Origin of the sequence: Pseudomonas congelans (assembly GCF_900103225.1) — a bacterium.
Lineage (GTDB): Bacteria > Pseudomonadota > Gammaproteobacteria > Pseudomonadales > Pseudomonadaceae > Aquipseudomonas > Aquipseudomonas congelans.
Map to the genome: position 1 here is coordinate 281,428 of NZ_FNJH01000005.1, position 25,102 is coordinate 306,529.

Annotated in this window: 23 protein-coding genes; 7 read left to right on the forward strand and 16 right to left on the reverse strand. The window is 60.9% G+C overall.

Annotated elements, in window-relative coordinates:
* Positions 1-12: 12 nt before the first annotated feature.
* The 6 genes from BLR20_RS28260 to pmbA all read right to left on the reverse strand — a co-directional run bounded on the left by BLR20_RS28260 (position 13) and on the right by pmbA (position 4,690).
* Positions 13-147 carry a hypothetical protein gene (locus BLR20_RS28260; RefSeq protein WP_268873235.1) on the reverse strand — a complete coding sequence of 45 codons (135 nt, stop codon included), beginning with the start codon at positions 145-147 and terminating at the stop codon, positions 13-15.
* Between the two features lie 27 nt (positions 148-174).
* A complete protein-coding gene (locus BLR20_RS18605) occupies positions 175-786 on the reverse strand; it encodes a superoxide dismutase (protein ID WP_032615164.1) in 612 nt (203 codons plus the stop codon).
* Between the two features lies 1 nt (position 787).
* Positions 788-1,246 (reverse strand): tetratricopeptide repeat protein, encoded by a 459-nt coding sequence (locus tag BLR20_RS18610; protein ID WP_032615162.1) that lies wholly within the window; start codon positions 1,244-1,246, stop codon positions 788-790.
* A gap of 32 nt (positions 1,247-1,278) precedes the next feature.
* Positions 1,279-2,655, reverse strand: coding sequence for a class II fumarate hydratase (locus BLR20_RS18615; protein ID WP_054992572.1), 1,377 nt, complete (start codon positions 2,653-2,655; stop codon positions 1,279-1,281).
* Positions 2,648-3,043 (reverse strand): hypothetical protein, encoded by a 396-nt coding sequence (locus BLR20_RS18620; RefSeq protein ID WP_032615158.1) that lies wholly within the window; start codon positions 3,041-3,043, stop codon positions 2,648-2,650. Before BLR20_RS18620 ends, BLR20_RS18615 begins: the two co-directional genes overlap by 8 nt.
* Positions 3,044-3,343: 300 nt before the next feature.
* Positions 3,344-4,690, reverse strand: a complete 1,347-nt coding sequence (gene pmbA / locus BLR20_RS18625; protein WP_032615156.1) for a metalloprotease PmbA — start codon at positions 4,688-4,690, stop codon at positions 3,344-3,346.
* Between the two features lie 107 nt (positions 4,691-4,797).
* Between pmbA and yjgA the strand changes: the two genes are divergently transcribed.
* Positions 4,798-5,319, forward strand: a complete 522-nt coding sequence (yjgA, locus tag BLR20_RS18630; RefSeq protein WP_003364101.1) for a ribosome biogenesis factor YjgA — start codon at positions 4,798-4,800, stop codon at positions 5,317-5,319.
* A gap of 48 nt (positions 5,320-5,367) precedes the next feature.
* On the opposite strand, the gene tldD is transcribed toward yjgA, so the two are convergent.
* From tldD to mreB, 8 genes are all read right to left on the reverse strand, one after another.
* Positions 5,368-6,807: a metalloprotease TldD gene (gene tldD, locus BLR20_RS18635; RefSeq protein WP_003400228.1), complete on the reverse strand. Its 1,440-nt coding sequence runs from the start codon at positions 6,805-6,807 to the stop codon at positions 5,368-5,370.
* A gap of 2 nt (positions 6,808-6,809) precedes the next feature.
* Positions 6,810-7,655 carry a carbon-nitrogen hydrolase family protein gene (locus BLR20_RS18640; protein WP_054992573.1) on the reverse strand — a complete coding sequence of 282 codons (846 nt, stop codon included), beginning with the start codon at positions 7,653-7,655 and terminating at the stop codon, positions 6,810-6,812.
* 48 nt (positions 7,656-7,703) lie between these two features.
* Positions 7,704-11,519, reverse strand: a complete 3,816-nt coding sequence (locus BLR20_RS18645; protein WP_054992574.1) for a YhdP family protein — start codon at positions 11,517-11,519, stop codon at positions 7,704-7,706.
* A gap of 181 nt (positions 11,520-11,700) precedes the next feature.
* Positions 11,701-13,158, reverse strand: coding sequence for a ribonuclease G (gene rng / locus BLR20_RS18650; protein WP_054992575.1), 1,458 nt, complete (start codon positions 13,156-13,158; stop codon positions 11,701-11,703).
* Positions 13,155-13,757 (reverse strand): Maf family protein, encoded by a 603-nt coding sequence (locus tag BLR20_RS18655; protein WP_054992576.1) that lies wholly within the window; start codon positions 13,755-13,757, stop codon positions 13,155-13,157. The genes rng and BLR20_RS18655 overlap by 4 nt, the downstream gene beginning before the upstream one ends.
* A gap of 67 nt (positions 13,758-13,824) precedes the next feature.
* Positions 13,825-14,316, reverse strand: a complete 492-nt coding sequence (mreD, locus tag BLR20_RS18660; protein WP_003364106.1) for a rod shape-determining protein MreD — start codon at positions 14,314-14,316, stop codon at positions 13,825-13,827.
* Positions 14,309-15,376, reverse strand: a complete 1,068-nt coding sequence (gene mreC, locus BLR20_RS18665) for a rod shape-determining protein MreC (RefSeq protein WP_032615149.1) — start codon at positions 15,374-15,376, stop codon at positions 14,309-14,311. The genes mreD and mreC overlap by 8 nt, the downstream gene beginning before the upstream one ends.
* 231 nt (positions 15,377-15,607) lie before the next feature.
* The gene (mreB, locus tag BLR20_RS18670) at positions 15,608-16,645 is read right to left on the reverse strand and encodes a rod shape-determining protein MreB (protein ID WP_002555108.1); all 1,038 of its coding nucleotides are present in this window, start codon (positions 16,643-16,645) and stop codon (positions 15,608-15,610) included.
* A gap of 205 nt (positions 16,646-16,850) precedes the next feature.
* Between mreB and gatC the strand changes: the two genes are divergently transcribed.
* The 6 genes from gatC to BLR20_RS18705 all read left to right on the forward strand — a co-directional run bounded on the left by gatC (position 16,851) and on the right by BLR20_RS18705 (position 22,339).
* Positions 16,851-17,138, forward strand: a complete 288-nt coding sequence (gatC, locus tag BLR20_RS18675; RefSeq protein WP_002555109.1) for an Asp-tRNA(Asn)/Glu-tRNA(Gln) amidotransferase subunit GatC — start codon at positions 16,851-16,853, stop codon at positions 17,136-17,138.
* A 14-nt stretch (positions 17,139-17,152) separates the two neighbouring features.
* On the forward strand, positions 17,153-18,604 hold the full coding sequence (gene gatA / locus BLR20_RS18680) for an Asp-tRNA(Asn)/Glu-tRNA(Gln) amidotransferase subunit GatA (RefSeq protein ID WP_003395221.1): 1,452 nt from the start codon (positions 17,153-17,155) through the stop codon (positions 18,602-18,604).
* 10 nt (positions 18,605-18,614) lie between these two features.
* Positions 18,615-20,060 (forward strand): Asp-tRNA(Asn)/Glu-tRNA(Gln) amidotransferase subunit GatB, encoded by a 1,446-nt coding sequence (gatB, locus tag BLR20_RS18685; protein WP_032615147.1) that lies wholly within the window; start codon positions 18,615-18,617, stop codon positions 20,058-20,060.
* Between the two features lie 383 nt (positions 20,061-20,443).
* Positions 20,444-20,812, forward strand: coding sequence for a septal ring lytic transglycosylase RlpA family protein (locus tag BLR20_RS18695; RefSeq protein WP_002555111.1), 369 nt, complete (start codon positions 20,444-20,446; stop codon positions 20,810-20,812).
* 78 nt (positions 20,813-20,890) lie between these two features.
* The gene (locus tag BLR20_RS18700; RefSeq protein WP_032615145.1) at positions 20,891-21,922 is read left to right on the forward strand and encodes a calcium/sodium antiporter; all 1,032 of its coding nucleotides are present in this window, start codon (positions 20,891-20,893) and stop codon (positions 21,920-21,922) included.
* Positions 21,923-21,955: 33 nt separating this feature from the next.
* Entirely contained in the window at positions 21,956-22,339 is a 384-nt protein-coding gene (locus BLR20_RS18705) for a carboxymuconolactone decarboxylase family protein (RefSeq protein WP_003340604.1), read from the forward strand.
* Here BLR20_RS18705 and BLR20_RS18710 read toward each other — a convergent pair.
* The gene (locus BLR20_RS18710) at positions 22,336-23,277 is read right to left on the reverse strand and encodes an AEC family transporter (protein ID WP_010427768.1); all 942 of its coding nucleotides are present in this window, start codon (positions 23,275-23,277) and stop codon (positions 22,336-22,338) included. The genes BLR20_RS18705 and BLR20_RS18710 overlap by 4 nt on opposite strands.
* 107 nt (positions 23,278-23,384) lie before the next feature.
* The gene (locus tag BLR20_RS18715) at positions 23,385-24,968 is read right to left on the reverse strand and encodes an alkaline phosphatase D family protein (RefSeq protein ID WP_054992581.1); all 1,584 of its coding nucleotides are present in this window, start codon (positions 24,966-24,968) and stop codon (positions 23,385-23,387) included.
* Between the last annotated feature and the right edge of the window lie 134 nt (positions 24,969-25,102).

Genomic DNA, 25,102 nt, shown 5'->3' on the forward strand with positions numbered 1-25,102 from the left:
ACGCGGTATCCGTCACCACCAGCCTTGCACGCGCATCCAGTTCAGCCCATGGGCAATCAGGAGCGCCATACCCGCCAACAACAGCACGCTCCCGACTGCCAGACGAAATAACCGCACATTGCTGAGCGCGAGGAGTTCTGAGCGCATAGGCTGCCTTGTATGCGGTTGCCAGGCTCAGGCCAGGGCTGCCTGATAACGGCGAGACACCTCATCCCAATTGATCACGTTATAGAACGCGTTAATGTATTCGGGACGACGGTTCTGATAACGCAGGTAGTAAGCGTGCTCCCACACGTCCAGCCCCAGAATCGGTGTATTGCCGTTCATCAACGGGCTGTCCTGATTACCACTGCTTTCCACCACCAGCTTCTTGTCGGGCGTAACGCTCAGCCATGCCCAGCCACTGCCGAAACGGGTCAACGCGGCCTTGGTGAATGCCTCCTTGAAGCCTTCATAGCCGCCCAGTTGTTCTTCAATCGCCGAAGCGACAGCGCCCTTGGGCAAACCTCCCCCGCCCGGCACCATGACTTCCCAGAACAATGAGTGATTGGCATGGCCACCACCCTGATTGATCACCGCTGGGCGCAGGTTTTCAGGCAACTGTTGGACACTGGCGACCAGCTTCTCCACAGACCAGTCCGCGAATTCCGTGCCTTCGACCGCTGCATTGAGGTTGTTGATGTAGGTCTGGTGATGCTTGGTGTAGTGGATTTCCATGGTTTGCGCATCGATATGCGGTTCAAGGGCATCGTATGCGTAAGGCAGTGCAGGCAAGGTGTAAGGCATTTCAATGTGCTCCGTAGAAAAGTCCGGAAGGATTTGCCGAATGGCGCTGCAGCGATGAGCGCGTATGCTCGCTGCTGCTCAGCAACCGATGAGTGCGCGGGTACTCGCCGTGTTCGCTGATGAAACTCAGCAGTTCGGCGTATGTTTTGCTGCTGTGACGCAAGGCCGCCTCGCGCAGGGCGGGCGGGAGACGTTGATCCTGCATGGTCTGCAACAGGTGCTGGTGGATGGCACACAGGTACTCGGCGCTCTCCTCCGGCTGACCCAGACTCAGGTGGAGATCCGCCAGGTTGTGGTGAGAAATCACACAGGCCGCGACCGCTTCGTCGACATCCGCCCAGCGCTCGAACAGGACTTGCGCCAACGCCAGCGCCTGAAGGTACAACTCGCGGGCTTCGACCCACTCGCCGAGATTGAAACAGCGATTGGCCTGCTCGATGGTGCGTTTCCAATGCTGCATGAGGTACCTCCAGGAACGTTGGCCGGGCGGAATCAGATACCGCCAGCGGTGAGTTTTTCGGGGTTTAGCAACACTTCCAGTTCGCTGCGCTGCAAGTCGGTGTGTTCAAGGGCAACGTCAATCACCGGCCGACCTTGCTTGTAGGCGGTCTTGGCAATTTCGGCGGCCTTCTGATAGCCAATGATGGGGTTAAGCGCGGTCACCAGAATCGGATTGCGCGACAGCGCTTCCTTGAGCTTGGACTCGTTGACCTTGAAGCTGGCAATCGCCTTGTCAGCCAGCAGCCGACTGGAATTGGCCAGCAACTCGATACTGCTCAACAGGTTCTGGGCGATGATGGGCAGCATCACGTTCAGTTCGAAGTTGCCCGACTGCCCTGCCACGGTGATCGTGGCGTCGTTGCCGATCACCTGCGCGGCAACCATGGCGGTCGCTTCCGGAATCACCGGGTTGACCTTGCCCGGCATGATCGATGAGCCCGGCTGCAACGCCTCCAGTTCGATCTCACCCAGGCCGGCCAACGGCCCCGAATTCATCCAGCGCAGGTCATTGGCGATTTTCATCAGTGACACCGCAGTGGCCTTGAGCTGACCGGAGACTGCGACGGCCGTGTCCTGTGAACCGATCAACGCGAACAGGTCCTTGCCAGGCGTGAACTGGACGCCGGTCAGGCTGCTCAACTGGCAACTGAAACGCAGCGCAAACTCCGGATGCGCATTGATGCCGGTCCCGACGGCGGTCCCGCCCTGAGCCAGCGACTGCAGGCTTGGCTGCAAGCCCTGCAGATGCTCGATGTTGGCGCGAATCTGTTGTGACCAGCCGTTGAGTACCTGGCTCATGCGCACCGGCATGGCGTCCATCAGGTGCGTGCGACCGGTCTTGACGAAGGCATGCACCTGCTGCGCCTTGTGTTCGGTGACTTGCACCAGATGAGCAAGCGCTGGCAGCAGTTGCTCATGCAGCGCCAACGCAGCACTGACATGAATCGTGGTGGGGATGATGTCGTTGCTGCTTTGCCCGCAATTGACGTGATCATTGGGATTGACCTCTTCGCCCAGCACCCGCGTGGCCAGCGTCGCGATTACCTCGTTGGCATTCATATTGGTACTGGTGCCGGAGCCGGTCTGGAAGATATCGACCGGAAAATGAGCCATGTAGTCGCTGGCCAACAGGTCTTTCACGGCACTGGCAATTGCCTTGCTGTGCCCTGTGCTGATTTGCTCCAGTTCCAGATTGGCCTGTGCTGCCGCGGCTTTGGCCAGCAACAAGGCGCGAATGAACTGCCGGGGCATGCGCTGATGGCTGATCGGAAAGTTTTCCACCGCACGCTGAGTCTGCGCGCCGTACAGGGCCTCGGCCGGGACCTGTAGCTGGCCCATGCTGTCGCGTTCGATACGGGTATTACTCATCGCAATGTCCTTGCACCAATTCAGAGAGGGAAATCGAGGGCTGCAGCACACAGTTCGCCAGTTGGTGAACACAGGCCTGCCAGCGTTGACGCCGCGCGGGCGTGGAGGCAATGGCCTGCAGATCGCGCAGGGGACGCCAGGCCTGATCCAGACACAGGCAACGCCAGTGCCACGGCAATGCCGTGTCGCGTGCGGTGTCGATCAGCAGACGGAAAGTGGTTTCGGCGATCATGGGCCGGGGCGTGGCGGTAAATCGCGCCAGGTAACGCCCCTCGGCGAGGTAATGCTCGATCAGCCGAGGCTCGTCGGGCTCAAGCGCGCAACGAATCCGCAGACTCAAGCCGCGCCAGTTTTCCAGATAAGACAACTCGTGCAGAACAGACCCCATGACCGCAGCTCATTTTGGAAATGATATTCATTATTAAATGAGATACAGAATCAACACAAGCCTGATCGCTAGACGGCCTTACGCCGGTAAACGTGAACATGCTTTGAGGGACACGGAAGACGCGGGTTCGGGTGGAGGTTATTGGGGGTGAAAACTGCAGGCGGTTGGGTGACGCATAGCGTCACGAACGGCATTCCCACGCGGGAGTGTGAGGAACGAGCGGGCAAGCCATTCAGTGCTCCGTCTATCGTGCCCACACTCTGCGTGTATGGGCACGATAGCCAGAATCGGGGGGCCTGATCAGCTACCCGCTACGGTCATTCGCTCGATCAGTACCGAGCCGGTGCGGATGTTGCTACGCAGCTCAAGATCGCTGCCAACGGCGACGATCTGCTTGAACATGTCACGCATGTTGCCGGCAATGGTCACTTCCTGAACCGGGAACTGAATCTCGCCATTTTCGACCCAGAAGCCCGCCGCGCCACGCGAATAGTCGCCGGTGACCATGTTCAGACCACTGCCCATCAGTTCAGTCACCAGCAAGCCGCGTCCCATACGCCGAATCAGAGCGGCCTGGTCTTCCGAACCATGGGTAACGAACAGGTTGTGCACACCACCCGCGTTGGCGGTGCTCGGCATGCCCAGCTTGCGGCCGGAATACGTGCTCAGCACATAGGAAACCAGATCCCCACCTTCCACGAACGGCTTGGCAAAGGTCGCCAGACCATCGCTGTCGAACGCCGAGCTGCCCATCGCATGCTTCAGGTGCGGGCGCTCATCGATGGTCATCCACTCGGGGAACAGGCGCTGACCCAGCGCGCCTTCGAGGAACGACGACTTGCGGTACAGGGTGCCCCCGGAGATGGCGCCGAGAAAGCTGCCGAACAGACCGCCTGCCAACTCCGCAGCAAACAGCACCGGCACTTCACAGGTCGGCACAGGACGCGCACCCAGACGGCTCGCTGCACGCAACGCAGCCTTGCGGCCAATGCTTTGAGCATCGGCCAGCAGTTCGCCCTGGCGGTTGACGTCATACCAGTAATCGCGCTGCATCTGGCCTTCGCCCTCGGCGATCATCACACAGCTGAGGCTGTGCCGCGTTGACGCATAGCCACCGATGAAGCCATTGCTGTTGCCGTATACACGGCAGCCCTGGTGGGTATTGAGCGTAGTGCCGTCGGCGTTCTTGATGCGGCTGTCGGCATCGAAGGCTGCTGCTTCGCAAAGCAACGCCTTCTCGATGGCCTGCTCGGGCGAGATGTCCCAAGTGTGATAAAGGTCAAAGTCCATGACCTCTTTGGCCATCAGCGCAGCGTCGGCCAGCCCGGAGCTTTCATCTTCGGAGGTGTGTTCGGCAATCGCCAGTGCAGCGGCGACCGTTTCACGAATGGCATCGGCACCGGTTGCCGAGGTGCTGGCCGAACCCTTGCGCTGCCCGACATACAGGGTGATACCAAAGCCCTGATCGCGGTTGAACTCGACGGTTTCGACTTCACGCTGACGGACCGATGTCGACAGCCCCTGGTCTACCGACACTGCGACTTCGCAGGCGCTGGCGCCCTGACGCCGGGCTTCGGCGATGATCTGCTCGACCTGTTCCTGCAGCTCGGGCAAGGCTTGTGGGCCGACGCTTTGGGTTGCACTCATGACTTTCTCCATCAAATTCTTCTTTCAGCACAGGCCGAATACCGACCGGGCCGGACAAGCGGCCCATGACTGGTTATCATGGCGGCGTTTCTTTGCGGACTGCCCCCATGGTTGATTCTTACGACGACTCCCTCGACGGGGAGAAAAGCAAAACCCAGGTCAAACGAGAGCTGCATGCTCTGGTTGACCTCGGCGAGCGACTGACAACACTCAAAGCCGATGTGCTGGCCAAGCTGCCGCTGACCGACGCTTTGCGCAAGGCCCTGGCCGAAGCGCCCAAGCACACGGCGAACATCGCGCGAAAGCGGCATATTCTGTTCATCGGCAAGCTGATGCGCGATCAGGACCAGGAAGCCATTCTGGTGTTGCTGGACCAACTCGATGCCTCCACTCGCCAATACAATGAACGTTTCCACAATCTGGAGCGCTGGCGTGATCGCCTGATCGCGGGCGATGACGCCGACCTCGAGAAATTCGTGGTCGAATACCCCGATGCCGACCGTCAGCAGCTGCGTTCGCTGATCCGTCAGGCGCAACATGAAGTTGCACGCAACAAACCGCCGGCCACCAGCCGCAAAATCTTCAAATACATTCGTGAGCTGGACGAACTTCAACGCGGTCTGCGCTGATTTCGCCCTCGGGGCCGGCGGCAGCAAGCAGCCGGCCCCGACTCACTCTCAGCTCCCCGTGCCACCCACGGTGATCGCGTCGATTTTCAGCGTAGGCTGACCCACCCCGACCGGCAGCGACTGGCCATCTTTCCCGCACGTACCAACGCCACTGTCCAGCGACAGGTCGTTACCCACCATCGACACCCTGCTCATGGCTTCCGGCCCGTTACCGATCAAGGTCGCCCCTTTGACCGGCGCAGTGATCTTGCCGTCTTCGATCAAATAGGCCTCACTGGTCGAAAACACGAACTTGCCGCTGGTGATATCCACCTGACCGCCGCCAAGGTTGGCGCAGTAGATGCCGCGCTTCACCGAAGCGATGATTTCCTGCGGATCGCTCTGCCCGCCCAGCATGTAAGTGTTGGTCATGCGCGGCATCGGCAGGTGTGCATAGGACTCCCGACGGCCGTTACCGGTGCGTGCCACGCCCATCAGGCGGGCATTGAGCTTGTCCTGCATGTAGCCCTTGAGCACGCCGTTCTCGATCAGCGTAGTGCATTCGGTCGGTGTGCCTTCGTCATCGACACTCAGCGAGCCCCGACGCCCCGCCAGGGTGCCGTCGTCAACAATGGTGCAGAGTTTCGACGCAACCATCTCGCCCATGCGCCCACTGTAGGCCGAACTGCCCTTGCGGTTGAAGTCGCCCTCAAGGCCGTGACCCACCGCTTCGTGCAGCAGCACACCGGACCAGCCAGAGCCGAGCACCACTGGCAAGGTGCCTGCCGGAGCGGGAATCGCTTCCAGGTTGACCAATGCCTGACGCAGGGCTTCACGGGCATAGCCCATGGCGCGATCGTCGGTCAGGAAATAACGGTAGTCGGTGCGCCCGCCACCGCCATGCCCGCCCCGCTCGCGGCGACCATTCTGCTCGACGATGACACTGACATTGAAGCGCACCAGCGGGCGCACATCAGCGGCCAGGCTGCCATCCGCGGCGGCCACCAGAATGCGCTCCCAGACACCGGCCATGCTCACCGACACCTGCTGGATACGCGAGTCCAGCGCGCGAGTTGCGACGTCGATGCGCTTGAGCAACTCGACCTTCTCGGCGCGGCTCAGCACTTCCAGCGGGTTATCCGGGGCATACAACTGTGCCACGTCCTGCGAGGTGAAGGCTTGTACGCGACCATTCTGGCCAGCGCGGGAAATGGAGCGCGCGGCCTGTGCGGCGGTGCGCAGGGCCTCGGCAGTGATCGCATTGCTGTACGCAAAGCCGGTTTTCTCGCCCGACTGGGCACGCACGCCCACGCCTTGGTCGAGATTGAAACTGCCTTCCTTGACGATCCCGTCTTCGAGCGACCAGGACTCGGAGATCATGCCCTGAAAATACAGATCGGCCGCGTCGATTCCTGGCCCGGCCAGATCGCCCAGCACGGACTGCAGGCTGTCGAGGTTCAGGCCGCCGGGTGCCAGAAGGTGTTCGCTGACTGAGGACAGATCACTCATATTCACTCCGAAGCAGGCCGCATGGCGTCCTGCGAAAAAAAGCGCCGGTGACTGGACACCGGCATCCGCGCCCGTATGGACGCCTGTTCTTCACTGTCGCGTGTGGCCAGCAGCACCGCTTCACCCTGTGCCTGCTCGGCCAGTACGCGGCCCCATGGATCAACGATGGCCGCGTATCCGTAAGTCTCGCGGGGTCCCGGATGGACCCCGCCCTGTGCCGCCGCCAGCACGTAACACTGGGTTTCGATGGCACGCGCGCGGATCAGAATGTCCCAGTGCGCAGCCCCCGTAACCGCAGTGAAGGCTGACGGCGCGGTAATCAGTTCAGCACCGGCCTCACGCAGCGCGGTGTACAGCTCGGGAAAGCGCAGGTCATAACAGACGGTCAGCCCCAGACGCCCCACAGGCGTATCGGCCACCACCACCCTGCTCCCGTGAGCATAGTCATCCGATTCACGATAGCGGCCCCGGTTGTCAGCGACGTCCACATCGAACAGATGCAGCTTGTCATAGCGGGCCACCTGCTCACCGTGCTCATCGATCAACAGCGAACACGCCGTCACCTTGCCATCCGGCCGCTCATCCGGCGGCAGTGGCAAGGTTCCGGCAACAATCCATAACTTGAGGTCGCGAGCGGCCAGTTTCAACCATGGCAGGATAGGTCCGTGCCCTTGAGCCTCGGCACGTCCGATATCGGCGACGTCACGGCGCCCCATTGCGACGAAGTTTTCGGGCAGCACCGCCAACCGCGCGCCACCTTCGGCGGCCTGTTCCAGCAGCCGTCGAGCGCTGGCCAGATTGGCCAGGACATCGCTTTGGCTGACCATCTGAATCACCGCGAAGGACATGGCAACCCGCTCCTGAATGACATGGCCACCACTGTACCCCATGAGACGCTACTGGGGCTTTTCAAATGGCTTGTCGAACGTGATCTTCGGCTCTTTCCAAGGCCCTTCGACCTTGTATTGCACGCTGGCGAAACGCGCAACCCGGTCGCCCAGCAACTTGTCGACCAGGAACAGAGCGCCGCCAATGGCTGGCGCGCCGACAATCAGTGCAGCGATCGGCAGGTTATTGGTGACTGGCAGGGTCACCAGCAGCTTCGCATCGACGCGATCGCGAACCATGTCCAGCGTACCGTTGAGCTCAAGATTGCTCGATGGGCCGGTCAGGGTGATCGGGTTGCGCGTCACATAGACACCGTCGCTGGCGACCAGCAGCCCTTTGACCCGGTCGTAGCTCAGGCCTTTGCCCAGCAAGTCGGAGAAGTCCAGGCGCAGACGGCGGCCGATGGAGTTGAAATTCAACAGCCCGAACACACGCAACGCCTGAGCACCGCCCTCGACCTCGACAAACTGGCCTCTGTTGAGCGTGGCATCCAGACTGCCGGAATAGCGCTTGAGACCGACCCAGGCAGGCGAACCCGGCCAGCGTCCGTCCACGTTCATCTCGAAGCGTTCACTGGTGACGGTGGGTGCGAAGTTCCACGCCTTGAGCACATCCGCGAGATTCTTGCCCGCCAGACGACCTTTGAACGAACTGCTGCTGGTCCCGGGTTTACCCTCCCAGGTAGCGTCACCCTCCAGCAGAATGCCTTTGAGCCCCAGGCTCATATCCGACATACGCATGCCGGCAGGCGTCGGTCGGGTTTTCAATGCCCAGGCCCCCAGCAACTGATCGCCCTGAAACAGCTGGGAGATCTTCACGTCCAGCGCAGGGATATTGTGTGGGTCGATATCCGCCAGAGGATCAGGTGCGTTTTCCACCACGGTTGCTTTCGGATCGGATGCAGGCAATCGAACGTAGAGCATGTCGATACCGATCGGCGCAGACTTGGCGTCGGGCAACGTTGCCGTGCCCTTGGCCAGCGCGCTGTCCAGCGACAGGGCCCAGGCTGCTGCGTTGCGCTGCAATTGGACACGCACGTCATTGAGTGTGGTGCCCATCGCGGTCAGCTTGCCGATCTGCAGATCAACGCTGTTAAGCAGTTGTTTTGCGCTGCCGCCCGGATCATTCCCACTGTACCGCCCGGCCAGTTCCTGCCAGGGCGCTATGTCCAGTTCGGACAACTCCCCACGGATCCGCAGGCCCTTGGCGTCCGGCACGATCGCGCCGCCGCGTCCCAGGTAAAGCTCGCCACGCCCCTCGGCAAACTTGCCATTGGGTGCAGCGAAAGCAAAGTTGGCCTGATCGTTATAGGCCGCGCCGAGCCTGCGCTCCGCACCTTGCAGGGTCATACGGAATTCGCTGGGGCGCTCCTGCTCGGCGGTCTTGCCAAAGGGTGCAGGCAAATCGATCGCCACACCCTTGAGCGTGGAGTTGATTACCAGCGGGCTGTCCTTGCTGTCCAGAATCAGTTGCAACTGATACGGCAAGTCACCGGAGCCCGGCAGCGGCTGGGTCACGTTCAGCCAGTCGGTCAGCCGCTTCACGGTGATTTGCCCGTTCGCCACAATACGCGTCACGTTGTCGCCAGGCTTGCCCTCGGCTGCGATCTCTGCGGTCACAGGGCGATCGAATGCCTGGGCCTTGATGCCCTTGCCGCTCAGCCCGCTGGCGCTATCGAAACGGAAGTCGCCTTTCAGGCGAGTCAGCTCCAGCACCGGGTCAGCCAGTTTCAAGCGTGCATTGTCGGTGCTGAAATCCACCACTACCTTTGGCTCTACACCCTTGGCCAGCGGAATATCCAGCTTCAGCTTGCCGTCCAGCGGGCCCTCGCCCTGCCATCCGGCAAACGTGCTGCCCGTACCGATGGGCGCCTGCTGGAGAATCTTCAGACCGTCGCCCAGACTTCCGGAGAAATTGCCGTCCACCAGCAGGTGACTGTCCTGACCTGACGGCACATGGGGAATATTGACCAGCACGTTGCTGACCTTGGTATCGAGCAACTGCCCTTTGCTCGCTTTGACACGTACGCCGCTGTTTTCGACGTAGACCTTGCCGTCCACACCGGTCAGCGAAGGCCAGCCCGGCTGGAACGCCAGCGTTGCGTTGCTGACATCGAAGAACAGGCTGATAACACGCGCCGTATCGGGCGAATTCTTGTTTAGCGACCCCTGATACTGGAAGAAACCCTGTTTGACCGCGCCACTTACCACAGCGGTGCGCAACCAGTGATCAAGCTCCGGACTGAGCGCGGTCGGCAGGTACTTGCTGGTGTAACGGCCATCGCCGTCGACCATGCCGACCCGCAGGTCCATGTAGTCTTCCTGATCATGATTGAGATGAATCTTGATCAGAAAGTCAGCCGCAATCCTGCCTTCGTCGCCGAGTACCTTGATGTACGGGGCAATCAGCGTGAACGCCTGGTCATCCAGTTTCCAGTTCAGACGAGCGTTGGCCTTCTGGTAACGCCAGGGTTTGGCGAAGATCGGGTCCAGGTGCAGCATGAAGTCATCGGTGTCGAGGCGCAGCTCGCCCTGCCCCAGATCGCCGCTGATGGCACCGCTGACATTTCCGGCCGCCGGAGCGCCGCGATACGCGTTGAAACCCACCTTGTCCAGATTGGCCGCAAAGCTCAGGCGTTTGTCGCCGACGGCCTGTGGCCGGTAGTCGAGCAGCACGTTATGCAGCCCGCCTGTCACCTTGAGGCCGTCGACCACTGCCATGGCCTTGTCAGGCAAGGGTGCGAGGGAGTCGATCAGCGGCGTGATGGGGGTCAGGTCCAGACGATCCGCCTGTACGTGCCAGAGCTCTTCGCTGTCAGGTGTCGCAGCGGTCTGCGTCAGCTGCACACGGCTTTCCCAACGCGTTTCGCCCAGGCTCATCGCCAGTGAATCGAGGTTCAGGTCGAAACCTGTATCAGTCCGTGCAAACCATGCGTTCAGCGCAAGGTTATTGATCGTCGACGGTTTGCGACCGGCATAAACGCCTTTGACCTGCGGCGCATTAAGGCGCGTCGTCGCGCTTTGCACGGTGCCCTTGCCCCAACTCAACCAGACCTCGCCCCCGGCCTGCAGCTTCGACAGTGTCCATTCGCGCGTGAGGCTTTTCGGCAGCCATTTGGCCCAGTCGCTTTGCGGCAGGCTGGCGTAGACATCGGCCTCGCCGTCCTTCCACTGACTGGCCTGAATGCGCGAGCGCACGTTGAGCGCGACCGGCTGACCATCCGGCAGGGTCAGGCGTGCGTCAAGTCGCTGCGCATAGCTGCCTGTGTCAAGACTGAGGTTTACATAGGTGAGGGTCAGCGGCGCGGCGTCAAACGGTTGCACCGTGACCTGGCTGTCGAGCAACGACAAATGCGCGACCATCTGCATCTGCCTGAGCACCTGCTCGGGATCGAACGGGCTGTCGTTGTGCACCGGCAAGCCCTGAACCGACCACGCGCCATCCTTGTCCTGAATGAGGCTGAACTGTAGACCGTCCACTTCAAGATGAGCGATGCGCACGTCACGCGCCAGCAGGCTTTCCCAAAGATCGGGAACAACCCTTACGCGATCCAGACGCAGGGCACTGGAACCCTCTCCGACCATCACGTCATGAGCCAGCAGTACCGGGGCAAAGCGGCTCCAGCTGCCTTCCAGGCTGCCGATGCTCAGCGGTATGCCCAGCGCGCTGCTGGCCCGGGTTTCCACATCGATACGGTATTCGGCAACCAGCGGCGTCAGTTGACGACCGAGACTCACGTACAACGCTGCGAGCACCAAAATCAGTGCGCACAGGCTCAGGCCCCAGCGGGTCAGGGTTGCCACGAGGCGAGGAAGACGTCCCATCTCAGGAGGCCCTCCACTGCGGGGTGCGAGGAGCGGAATCGGCGAACGGGTTCCGGCTCAGGTGTGCAGGTGCGGTCAGGTACAGGTTTTGCTCGTTCGCCACGCATCATTCTCGATAAAACGGCATACCTGCCAGAAACCCGTAGGGCACTTGTCATAATATTTCAAACGATCAGCACCCTCAGAGCAGCACCACGTCGTATTGTTCCTGCGAGTACATGGTTTCTACCTGAAAACGGATAGTCCGACCAATAAAGCTCTCCAGTTCAGCCACATTGCCGGACTCCTCGTCGAGCAGGCGATCCACCACGCGCTGATTGGCCAGAACGCGATAGCCCACGGCCTGATAGGCCCTGGCTTCGCGCAGGATTTCCCGGAAGATTTCGTAGCAGATGGTCTCGGGGGTCTTCAGCTTGCCCCGCCCGGCGCAGCAGTGACAGGGTTCGCAGAGCACCTGCTCGAGACTTTCACGGGTGCGCTTGCGCGTCATCTGCACCAGACCCAGCTCGGTGATGCCGATGATGTTGGTCTTGGCGTGATCGCGTTCCAGCTGTTTCTCCAGCGTGCGCAGCACCTGACGCTGGTGCTCACCGTCTTCCATGTCGATGAAATCGATGATGATGATGCCGCCCAGATTGCGCAGGCGCAGCTGCCGGGCGATGGCCGTGGCGGCTTCCAGGTTGGTCTTGAAGATGGTTTCTTCGAGGTTGCGATGGCCCACGAACGCGCCGGTGTTGACGTCGATGGTGCTCATCGCTTCGGCCGGATCGACCACCAGATAGCCACCCGACTTGAGCGGCACCTTGCGCTCGAGGGCCTTCTGGATTTCGTCCTCGACCCCATAGAGGTCGAAGATCGGCCGCTCGCCCGGATAGTGCTCGAGCCTGTCAGCAATTTCCGGCATCAGCTCGGCGACGAACTGAGTGGTTTTCTGAAAGGTTTCCCGCGAGTCGATACGGATCTTTTCGATGCGTGGGCTGACCAAGTCGCGCAAGGTTCGCAGCGCCAGGCCCAGGTCTTCGTAAATCACCGTGGGCGGGCTGACGGTCTTGATCTGCTCGCCGATCTGATCCCAGAGCCTGCGCAGATAACGGATGTCCATCAGGATTTCGTCGGCACCGGCGCCTTCGGCAGCAGTGCGCAGAATGAAACCTCCGGACTCCTTGATACCCTCCAGGGCGACACAGTCGCTGACCACTTTCTTGAGTCGTTCGCGCTCGGCTTCGTCCTCGATTTTCAGCGAGATACCCACATGCGCAGTGCGCGGCATGTACACCAGATAACGCGACGGAATGGAGAGTTGTGTGGTCAGCCGGGCACCCTTGCTGCCGATCGGGTCTTTGGTGACTTGCACGACGAGGCTCTGGCCATCGTGTACCAGCGACGCAATGCTCTCGACCGAAGGCCCTTCACGCATGGATATTTCCGAGGCGTGAATGAACGCCGCACGGTCCAGGCCGATGTCGATGAACGCCGCCTGCATGCCGGGAAGCACCCGCACGACCTTGCCTTTGTAGATATTGCCGACGATGCCGCGACGCTGGGTGCGCTCGACGTGCACCTCTTGCAGAACCCCGTTTTCCACCACTGCCACGCGCGATTCCATCGGCGTAATGTTGATCAGAATTTCTTCACTCATGACTTGTCACCTTCCAGGCATTGCCAGCAGGGTATGCCGAAATGGCCGAGCAGTTCTGCGGTTTCGCACAGGGGCAGACCTACCACCCCAGAATAGCTGCCTTGCAGGCCATCGACGAAAATCGCTGCCAATCCCTGGATGGCATAGCCGCCGGCCTTGTCGGCGGGCTCGCCACTGGTCCAGTAGGCCTGGGCTTCATGGGTTTGAATCGGGCGAAAGCGCACACGACTGGTAACAATACGGGTTTCGCTGCGTTGCCGATCACAGAGCGCGACAGCCGTCAGCACTTCATGCTCGCGCCCGGACAGGGCCATGAGCATGGCCTGCGCATCCGCTTTATCGACCGGCTTGCCGAGAATGCGCCCATCCAGCACAACCGCCGTGTCGGCCCCCATTACGCAGGCCTGTTGTTCGGCAGGCAACACGGACAGCCCGGCCTGAGCCTTGCCCAGCGCAAGACGCTCGACATAGGCGGCCGGGGTTTCACGGTCGAAGGGGGTTTCATCGATCTGAGCGCTCAGTACGGTAAAGGACACACCGATCTGAGTCAGAAGTTCGCGGCGGCGCGGCGAGCCAGAAGCCAGATAAAGCGAGGGCATAAGGACATCTCCGTGTCTGTGCGGGTGAGCGCGAACAACGCAGCGAGGCGTCGCGCTCACCTTGCGCTTAATTGATTTTCAAACGTTTGCGCAATCCACGCAGGCCATAACTGATCCAGGGCCACAACAGGGCGCTGACCAACGCGGGCAGCACCAGCGCCAGCGTAGGCTGACGGTTGCCGGTCAGCGCACTCAGCCAGAGTTGCGCAAGCTGCGCCAGACCGAATACCACCAATAGCACCAGGCACTGTTGCCACATGGGGAACATGCGCAGGCGCTGCTGCAGGGACATCACCAGAAAGGTAATCAGGCTGAGGATCAGGGCATTCTGACCGAGCAATGTGCCATACAGCACATCCTCCATCAGGCCCAGTATCCACGCGGTGGTCATGCCGTATTTGTGCGGCAGTGCCAGAACCCAGAAGGTCAGCAGCAGGGCCAGCCACAGCGGCCGGAAAATTTCCATGAATTGCGGCAGCGGCGAAACGCTCAATAACAGACCGATCGCAAATGTCAGCCAGACCACCCAGCCATTGCGCCCGGAAACATGACTAACCATCGATAGGCTCCCGGGCAGTGGAAGGTCTTGAGGCAGGTGGCTGTGATGCCGCAGGCCGGGAAGCAGGCCTTGCCGGCGTCGCGGGTGTCGCCGCCGGTGCCGGCGTTGTCGATTGCGCTGCAGGCTTGTGCGTCAGCGTACTGCCCGGAAAGACCGGAACGACTGCCTGCGGCCACATCGGGAAGGCGGGAGTCGGCGGCGGCAGCGTCGCCATCACGGAAGGCTCGACGCCCTTGTCGATGGATTCCTGTGCCTGGGCTGCATCGGCAGCGCGCTCCTCCGGCGAGCGGCCGTCGGAGAACACCAGCAACAGATAGCGACTCCGATTCAGCGCAGCGGTCGGCACCGCACGAACGATCGCGAACGGCTGGCCGGAGTCGTGAATCACTTCCTTGACCGTCGCCACCGGATAACCGGCCGGGAAGCGCTGCCCAAGGCCCGAACTGACCAGCAGGTCGCCTTCCTTGATGTCTGCGGTGTCTGCCACATGCCGAAGCTCAAGACGTTCCGGGTTACCGGTACCGCTGGCGATGGCACGCAGACCGTTGCGATTGACCTGCACCGGGATGCTGTGGGTCGTGTCAGTCAGCAACAAGACGCGCGAGGTGTAAGGCATCAACTCGACCACCTGCCCCATCAGGCCGCGCGCATCGAGCACAGGCTGGCCGAGCACGACGCCGTCGCGTTCGCCCTTGTTGATGATGATGCGGTGGGTGAAGGGGTTCGGGTCCATGCCGATCAGCTCGGCGACCTCGACCTTTTCGTTGACCAGCGCCGAGGAGTTCAGCAACTCGCGCAGGCGAACGTTCTGCTCGGTCAGTGCCGCCAGCTTTTGCAGGCGACCTTGCAGGAGCAGGGCTTCGGTCTTGAGTTTTTCGTTTTCGGCGATCAGCTCTGTGCGGCTGCCGAACTGACTGGCGACGCCTTGATAAAGACGCTGTGGCAGGTCGACGATCCAGTAGGACTGCATGAGCACCATCGACATCTGGCTGCGCACGGGCTTGAGGATCGTAAAGCGGGCGTCGACAACCATCAACGCAACCGACAGAACGGCCAGCACCAGCAGACGTACACCCAGCGACGGGCCTTTTGAGAAAAGCGGTTTAATAGGCCGCTCCTCCGGGGCATGCGATCGTTGGATCGAACTTCGATTGGCAATTATTCATGCGGTATGTAACCGGCCCGGACAAATGAAAGAGATAGGCACCCTGTTTCGGCGTCAGCCTGAAGCATACAGGTAGCATATCCGCCACCTGCATACAAAAGACTCCGTGAAAGGCACCCCGGCGAATTATTCGCTGGAGAGCAGATCCATGGTGTGCTTATCCATCATTTCCAGCGCACGGCCACCGCCACGCGCTACACAGGTCAGCGGGTCTTCGGCGACGATCACCGGCAGACCGGTTTCCTGAGCCAGCAATTTGTCCAGATCACGCAACAGTGCGCCACCACCGGTGAGGACCAGGCCACGCTCGGCGATGTCCGAGGCCAGTTCCGGAGGCGATTGCTCCAGAGCGCTCTTGACCGCCTGAACGATGGTCGCCAGCGACTCCTGCAGTGCCTCGAGCACTTCGTTGGAGTTCAGAGTGAACGCACGTGGAACGCCTTCGGCCAGGTTGCGGCCACGGACGTCGACTTCACGCACTTCACCGCCCGGATAGGCAGTACCGATTTCCTGCTTGATGCGCTCGGCAGTGGATTCGCCGATCAGGCTGCCGTAGTTACGGCGCACATAGGTGATGATCGCTTCGTCGAAACGGTCGCCACCCACACGTACGGATTCGGCATACACCACACCGTTCAGGGAGATCAGGGCGATTTCTGTGGTACCGCCGCCGATGTCGACAACCATCGAACCGCGAGCTTCTTCCACTGGCAGACCGGCACCGATTGCGGCGGCCATCGGCTCTTCGATCAGGAATACTTCGCGTGCGCCTGCCCCCAGGGCCGACTCGCGAATGGCGCGACGCTCAACCTGGGTGGATTTGCACGGAACGCAGATCAGCACACGAGGGCTGGGCTGCAGAAAGCTGTTTTCATGAACCTTGTTGATGAAGTACTGCAACATTTTTTCGCAGACGCTGAAGTCGGCGATAACGCCGTCTTTCATTGGACGAATGGCTGCGATGTTGCCTGGAGTACGGCCCAGCATGCGCTTGGCTTCGGTACCGACGGCCACGACACTCTTCTGGTTGCCGTGAGTACGAATGGCAACGACAGAGGGTTCATTCAGAACGATACCGCGCTCACGCACGTAAATAAGGGTGTTGGCAGTGCCCAGGTCGATGGATAGATCACTGGAAAACATGCCACGCAGTTTCTTGAACATGGGAAAGGGACCCTAGGGAACGCGTGGTAAAAAAAGTGCGGCAAACTCTAACAACGACAGGGATTTTGGGCAAGGAGCCAATATGCTAAATTGGCGGTTTTCCGAACACCACCCTCGACGTTAGCGGCTTGAGACAGTAATAACGCGATAGTGTTCCGCAATTGGCAACAAAGCAAATCCATAAGCATTCCACTGGAGATACCCCATGGCGCTTGAACGCTCCGACGTGGAAAAGATCGCTCATCTGGCCCGACTGGGCCTCAATGACGCCGATATCCCGCGTACTACCGAAGCACTTAACAGCATTCTTGGGCTGGTCGATCAGATGCAAGCGGTCGACACCACTGGCATCGAGCCGCTGGCTCACCCGCTGGAAGCCACCCAGCGCCTGCGCGAAGACGCCGTCACCGAGCGAAATCGTCGTGACACTTACCAAGCCATCGCACCAGCGGTCCAAGACGGCCTCTATCTGGTTCCGAAAGTCATCGAGTAAGGGAAAGCGCCTGCATGCATCAAATGACTCTGGCCGAGATCGCTCGCGGACTCGCCGATAAAAAGTTTTCTTCCGAAGAGCTGACTCGCGTCCTGCTGTCGCGCATCGCGACGCTCGATCCGCAGCTCAACAGTTTCATCAGCCTCACCGAAGACCTGGCCATCACCCAGGCGCAAGCGGCAGACGCTCGCCGCGCCGCCGGTGAAAACGGCCCGCTGTTAGGTGCCCCGCTGGCCCACAAGGACCTGTTCTGCACCCAGGGCATCCGCACCAGTTGCGGCTCGCTGATGCTCGACAATTTCAAGGCACCGTACGACGCCACGGTCGTTTCGCGCCTGGCATCGGCAGGTACAGTGACGCTGGGCAAGACCAACATGGACGAATTCGCCATGGGGTCGGCCAACGAATCCAGCCACTACGGTGCGGTGAAGAACCCGTGGAACCTGGAGTGCGTCCCTGGCGGTTCTTCGGGGGGGTCGGCAGCCGCCGTTGCTGCACGCCTGCTGCCTGCCGCGACCGGCACCGACACCGGCGGCTCGATTCGCCAGCCTGCGGCACTGACCAACCTCACAGGCCTCAAGCCGACCTACGGCCGCGTATCGCGCTGGGGCATGATTGCCTACGCCTCCAGCCTCGATCAGGCGGGCCCGATGGCACGCACGGCCGAAGACTGCGCGCTGCTGCTGCAAGGCATGGCCGGCTTCGACCCGCAGGACTCGACCAGCATCGACGAACCGGTTCCAGACTACTCCGCCAGCCTCAATACCTCGCTCAAGGGCCTGCGTATCGGTGTGCCGAAAGAATATTTCAGCGCAGGCCTCGACCCACGCATTGCGCAGCTGGTGCATGAAAGCGTCAAGGAGCTGGAAAAGCTCGGCGCGATCGTCAAGGAAGTCAGCCTGCCGAACCTGCAGCACGCGATCCCGGCCTACTACGTCATCGCCCCGGCTGAAGCCTCGTCCAACCTGTCGCGCTTCGACGGTGTGCGTTTCGGCTACCGCTGCGAAGACCCGAAAGACCTGACCGACCTGTACAAGCGCTCTCGCGCCGAAGGCTTCGGCCCGGAAGTCCAGCGTCGCATCATGGTTGGCGCCTACGCGCTGTCGGCGGGCTACTACGACGCCTACTACCTGCAGGCGCAGAAGATTCGTCGCCTTATCAAGAACGATTTCATGAGCGCGTTCGCCGATGTCGACGTGATTCTCGGTCCGACCACGCCCAACCCGGCCTGGAAAATCGGCGCCAAGACCAACGATCCGATTGCCGAATACCTGGAAGACTTCTACACCATCACCGCCAACCTGGCGGGCCTGCCCGGCTTGTCCATGCCTGCGGGCTTCGTCGACGGTCTGCCAGTCGGCGTGCAACTGCTCGCTCCATATTTCCAGGAAGGCCGTCTCTTGAATGTGGCGCATCAGTATCAGCAAGTCACCGACTGGCACACCCGCGCACCTGAAGGCTTCTGAGGAGAAACACATGCAATGGGAAGTCGTCATCGGGCTGGAGATTCATACCCAGCTTTCGACCCAATCAAAGATTTTTTCCGGTAGCGCGACCACGTTCGGCTCCGAGCCCAACACGCAGGCCAGCCTCGTCGACCTGGGCATGCCCGGCGTATTGCCGGTGCTGAACAAGGAAGCCGTGCGCATGGCCGTCAAGTTCGGCCTGGCTGTGAACGCCGAAATCGGCCAGCATAACGTGTTTGCCCGCAAGAACTACTTCTACCCGGACCTGCCCAAGGGCTATCAGATCAGCCAGATGGAGCTGCCTATTGTCGGCAAGGGCCACCTGGACATCCCCCTCGAAGACGGCACGGTCAAGCGCATCGGCATCACCCGTGCGCACCTGGAAGAGGATGCGGGCAAGAGCCTGCACGAAGACTTCCAGGGCATGACCGGTATCGACCTGAACCGTGCCGGCACGCCGCTGCTGGAGATCGTTTCCGAGCCGGACATGCGCAACGCCAAGGAAGCCGTGGCTTACGTCAAGGCGATCCACGCGATTGTCCGCTACCTGGGCATCTGTGACGGCAACATGGCCGAAGGCTCGCTGCGCTGCGACTGCAACGTATCGATTCGCCCCAAGGGCCAGGTCGAGTTCGGCACGCGCTGCGAGATCAAGAACGTCAACTCGTTCCGCTTCATCGAAAAGGCGATCAACAGCGAGATTCAGCGCCAGATCGACCTGATCGAAGACGGCGGCAAGGTTATCCAGCAGACACGCCTGTACGACCCGAACACCAACGAAACCCGCGCCATGCGCAGCAAGGAGGAAGCCAACGACTACCGTTACTTCCCAGACCCGGATCTGTTGCCGGTGATCATCGAGGACTCGTTCCTCGATGAAACCCGCGCCACCTTGCCGGAATTGCCACCGCAGAAACGTGAACGCTTCCAGAGCCAGTTCGGTCTCTCGACCTACGACGCCAGCGTACTGGCTTCGAGCCGCGAGCAGGCTGATTACTTCGAACAGGTAGTGAGCATCAGCGGTGACGCCAAGCTGGCAGCCAACTGGGTCATGGTCGAGCTGGGCAGCCTGCTGAACAAGCAGGGCCTGGAAATCGACGAGTCGCCGGTCAGTGCCGAGCAGTTGGGCGGCATGCTCAAGCGCATCACCGACAACACCATTTCCGGCAAGATCGCGAAAATGGTCTTCGAGGCGATGGCCAATGGTGAGGGCAGCGCCGATGAAGTCATCGAAAAGCGCGGCCTGAAGCAGGTGACCGACAGCGGCGCCATCGAATCGATGCTTGATGAAATGCTGGCAGCCAACGCGGAACAGGTCGAACAGTACCGCGCCGCAGACGAAGCCAAGCGCGGCAAGATGTTCGGCTTCTTTGTCGGCCAGGCGATGAAAGCCTCCAAAGGCAAGGCCAACCCGCAGCAGGTCAACGCACTGCTGAAGGCCAAGCTGGAGGGCTGATCGCTCCAATGCCGAGTACGCGCTGCGACATCGAGTTATGACGCGGAGCGTCACGAAAAGCATGCCAACGCGGAGCATTGGCACGATAGGTGTCCGCGCGCGCCTATCGTTCCTCACGCTCTGCGTGGGAATGCAGTTCCGGACGCTCTGCGTCCGCCGTCGAGTACGCGCTGCGACACCGAGTTATGACGCGGAGCGTCACGAAAAGCATGCCAACGCGGAGCATTGGCACGATCAAACCTCAGTTCCGGACGCTCTGCGTCCGCCGTCGAGTACGCGCTGCGACACCAAGCTATGACGCGGAGCGTCACGAAATGCATGCCGACATGGAGCCTTGGCACGAGCGTCAACCACAACTACTCCGGCACTCAGGAACCCACCCCATGCGCCGCCTTATTTTTGCCTGCAGCCTGCTGACGTTACTGGCAGGATGCGCCAATCACATCATCGACCCCCATGGTTATGATGAGACCGGCACCGCCGCCTATTACGGTGCACGCCATCATGGCAACCGCACTGCCAGCGGCGAACCGTTCAATCAGAATGCGCTGACCGCTGCACATCGACAGCTGCCCTTCGGCACGCGCGTCAAGGTCACCAACCTGGACAACGACAGGTCGGTAGTCGTACGCATCAACGATCGCGGCCCCCACACGCGCGGCCGTCTGATCGATGTCTCTCGCGAAGCGGCCGAACAACTGGGTATGCTGCGCAGCGGCACAGCGCCAGTCCGCGTGCAGGCCCTGGATTAACCCCGACCCTCGATCACCTCTGACAAGGACAATCGTATTCTCCAGCTATCGGCCCTGCCCGCCCCCGCACTCATCCAGATGCTCAGTGGCTTGTTATTGCTGCTGATCGGGGCAGAACTGTCAGTGCGTGCAGCGGTGCATCTGGCGGCGATTTTCAAGGTCCGGCCACTGATCGTCGGCCTGACCGTCGTGGCGATGGGCACCAGCGCGCCGCAGATGGCAGTCAGTCTGCAAGCCGCGTTTGCCGATAACACCGACATCGCTGTTGGCAGTGTCATCGGCGGCAACATTTTCAATGTGCTGGTGATCCTTGGCTTGTGCGCGCTGATCATTCCATTACGCGTTGCTCGCCAGGTATTGCGCGTCGACATTCCGCTGATGATTGGTGCCTGCCTGCTGGCTATCGGCCTGTCGTGGAGTGGCGAATTCAGCAAACTCGATGGCGCACTGCTGCTTGCCGGGTTGCTGTTCTGCCTCATTGTCATCATTCGCCAGGGCGGTCATGCGCCGCGGCACGGACATGCAGAGACAACCGAAAAACCTCGTACCTTCACGCGCATCCTCATGCTTGCCACTGGCCTGCTGCTGTTGACCGCTGGCGGACACCTGCTGGTCGACGCGTCAGTGGTACTTGCCATCCACCTGGGGCTTTCCGAACGCATCGTCGGCCTGACCATCATTGCCATCGGCACGTCATTACCGGCACTGATGACCTCGCTGATCGCAGCATTTCGTGGCGAGCGCGATATTGCCGTGGGGAACGTGATCGGCAGCAACCTGTTCAATCTGCTGGGCGTGCTGGGGCTGACCGCACTGGTCGCCCCGGTGCCGCTGACGATCTCGCCAAACGCACTGGTGTTCGACCTGCCGATCATGCTCGGCGTCTCGCTGCTATGCGTGCCGCTGTTCTATTCCGGTTACCGGATAGACCGCCTGGAAGGTCTGTTCCTACTGTCGTTGTACCTGACCTACGGGCTGCATATCCTGTCGATCAGCACCGGCATGGCGCTGGCCGAACGGCTTGAAAGCAAAATGCTCACGCTGGTGTTACCTGTGCTGGGCGCTGTGGTTGTCTGGGGCACGATTCGCGCCTGGCGACGCCAGCACTGACCTCCAACCCGCATTGATACAAGGAGCAAGGCCATGACAGACAAGACGATCAGCGAAGGCGAACAGATCCGTCGCCAGGTGATGGGCGATGTCTACGTCGACCGTGCGCTGGGGAATGCCACCGAGTTCAGCCAGCCGCTGCAGGATTTCGTCAACGAGCATGCCTGGGGCAGCGTCTGGAGTCGCGAGGGCCTGCCGTTGAAGACCCGCAGCCTGATCACCCTGGCCACCCTCACCGCCCTGAAATGCCCGCAAGAGCTGAAGGGCCACGTCCGTGGCGCGCTGAACAATGGCTGCACGGTCGAGGAAATTCGCGAAGCGCTGCTGCACTGCGCGGTGTACGCCGGCGTGCCGGCAGCCATCGACGCATTTCGTGCGGCGCAGGAAGTGATCGACAGCTACGTCAAAGCGGATTAGATCCAGCCGCCCCATTGCAGGATGAAAATCCCGACGTTGGTGGTGACTGCCGCGGCCAGGGTGGTGATGACGATGATCGCCGCAGCCAGCTCGTAATTGCCGTTGGCCGTGCGCGCCATGATGTAGCTGGCAGCCGCCGTCGGGCTGCCGAAGTACAGGAACAGAATCCCCAGTTCAGCGCCGCGAAAACCGGCCAGCCAGGCGGCCAGCGTGCACAGCACTGGCAGCGTGATCATCTTCATGACGCTGGCACTGACAGCCAGTTTTCCGCTCTTGCGCAACGAGGCCAGCGACAGCGTGCCACCGATGCAGATCAGTGCCAGCGGCAAAGTCATCTGTGCCAGGTAGCTGCCGGAGGTTTCCAGCCATTTGGGCAGGCCGATGCCGAAGTAAGCGAAGGGCGAGGCTATGATCACGCTGATGATCAGCGGGTTGGCCAGCACGCTTTTGAAGATGCTCCAGGGGTCGGACTTGATCACCGGGCTGTAAACCGCCAATACCACCGTCGACAAGGTGTTGTAGAAGACGATGACCAGCGCAGCGAGAATAGCACCCAGTGAAATGCCATCAGGCCCGTACATGCTGGCCGCCAGCGCCAGACCGATGACACCGTTATTGCCACGAAACGCACCCTGGACGTAGATCCCGCGCTCTTCGTGCGGGCAACGCCAGATCGCCCAGCCCCAGGCGAAGGCAAAACTCAGAAGCGTCGCGATGCTGAAAAAAATCAGCAGTTTGGGCTGCAGGGCGGTGCGCAGATCGGCGTGAATAATGCCCAGAAACAGCAGCGCAGGCATGGTGACGTTGAACACCAGCCCGGAAGCCGCAACGATGAAACCATCATTGATCGCGCCGATACGCCTGAGGAACACGCCCAGAAACAGCATGGCAAACACCGGGGCGGTGATGTTCAGGGTTTCGAGAAAAATAGCCAGCATGCAACGCGTCCGGTCCCGTCGTTAGGTAGCTCATGATAGGCCACCGACGACCAGCATGTTGCACGGAATTTCCGAAACCCTGATCACCCCGCAGCGATTGTCGTTTATCAGACGATGCGGCTGACTTCCTTCACAGGCTGGAGCTTGCGCTCGAAGACCGATACACCGTCCAGATCGCGCAGCGCCACGGTCATTTCACCGGTCTGCCCGTCGATATTCACTTCGCCAAAGAACTGAAAGCCCGCAAACGGCGAGGTGTTCTGCGCAGGGGGCGCCTTCTGGAACACCAGCTCGGGACCAAAGGTCTTGTCCAGCACGTTGGGACCATAACTGCCGGCATTCAATGGCCCGGCGACGAACTCCCAGAACGGGTCGAAGTCCTGAAACACGGCCAGGTCCGGCTGGTAATGATGCGCGGCGCAGTAATGCACGTCGGCCGTCAGCCAGACACAATCGCGAATCTTCTGCGCACGCAGGTACGCCAGCAATTCGGCGACCTCCAGCTCACGCCCCAACGCCGGGCCGTCATTGCCGTTGGCAATGGCCTCCCAACGCTGCACGCCGGGGCTGACCTCGCCATCCGGCACGCCCAGGCCGATGGGCATGTCCGCCGCGATCACTTTCCACTGCGCGCGCGACGCGTTGAGCTCGCGCTTGAGCCAGTCCAGTTGCTCACGGCCCAGAAATGCAGTGGTCGGGCCAGGTTTGTCGGCCAGGTTGGCATCATTGCCGGCACGGTAGCTGCGCATATCCAGGACAAATACGTCGAGCATCGGACCGTAGGGGATCTTGCGATAAATGCGCCCGCCGTTGTCTGCTTCCTGCAAGCGCAGCGGTGCGTATTCCAGATAAGCCTGGCGGGCACGCGAGGACAGCAGGCCGATGTCCTTGACCTTGTAGCGATCATCGAGCTGTTTGCTGGGCGACCAGTTGTTGGTGACCTCGTGATCGTCCCACTGCCAGATCTGCGGCACTTCGGCGTTGAAGCGGCGCAGGTTTTCATCCATCAGGTTGTAGCGGTAATTACCCCGGTATTCGTCGAGGGTCTCCGCCACCTTGCTCTTTGCCTCGGTGGTGATGTTGCGCCAGACACGCCCGCCCTCCGTGGTGAGCTGCTCCGGCACCGGGCTGTCGGCGTAGATGGTGTCACCGCTGTGGATAAAAAAGTCCGGCAGGCGCAAACGCATGGCTTCATAGATACGCATGCCACCGATATCGGGGTTGATGCCAAAGCCCTGCCCCACCGTGTCGCCGCTCCAGACGAAGCGAATGTCGCGACGCTGTTGCGGCGTGCTGCGCAGATGGCCGAACCACGGCTCGCTGACGACACCGCTCTGCGCATCCTCGAAAGACACCCGGTAGAAAATTGCCTGATCGACCGGCAGCCCGCTCAACTCGACCCGCGCGGTAAAGTCGCTACGCTGATCGGCCAGCGCCGACACCACGCGGCGTGGCTGAGTGAACATGCTGCGCGTGTCCCACTCGACGATCATGCGTGAAGGCCGGTCGCTACGGCTCCAGACGATCGCCTTGTCGCCGAACACATCGCCGGACTGCACGCCATCCACCATCTTCGGGCGATCCTGCACCGAAGCGATGACCGCCGGCGCAACACCCGGTAACAGCAGACCGGCACCCACAGTTCCGACAGCCTGGATGACACGGCGACGCTTGAGATCGAACTGGCTCACGGTTATCCCCTCGCTGACAGGTAAAAAAGCACCGTAGCAGGGGAATATTGGCGCTGTATGACAGCGCAAGAGATCAAGCTCATGGCTGACGCCAAAAACCTCCGGCGCCCGGTAACTGGTAAACTCCCGCGCCT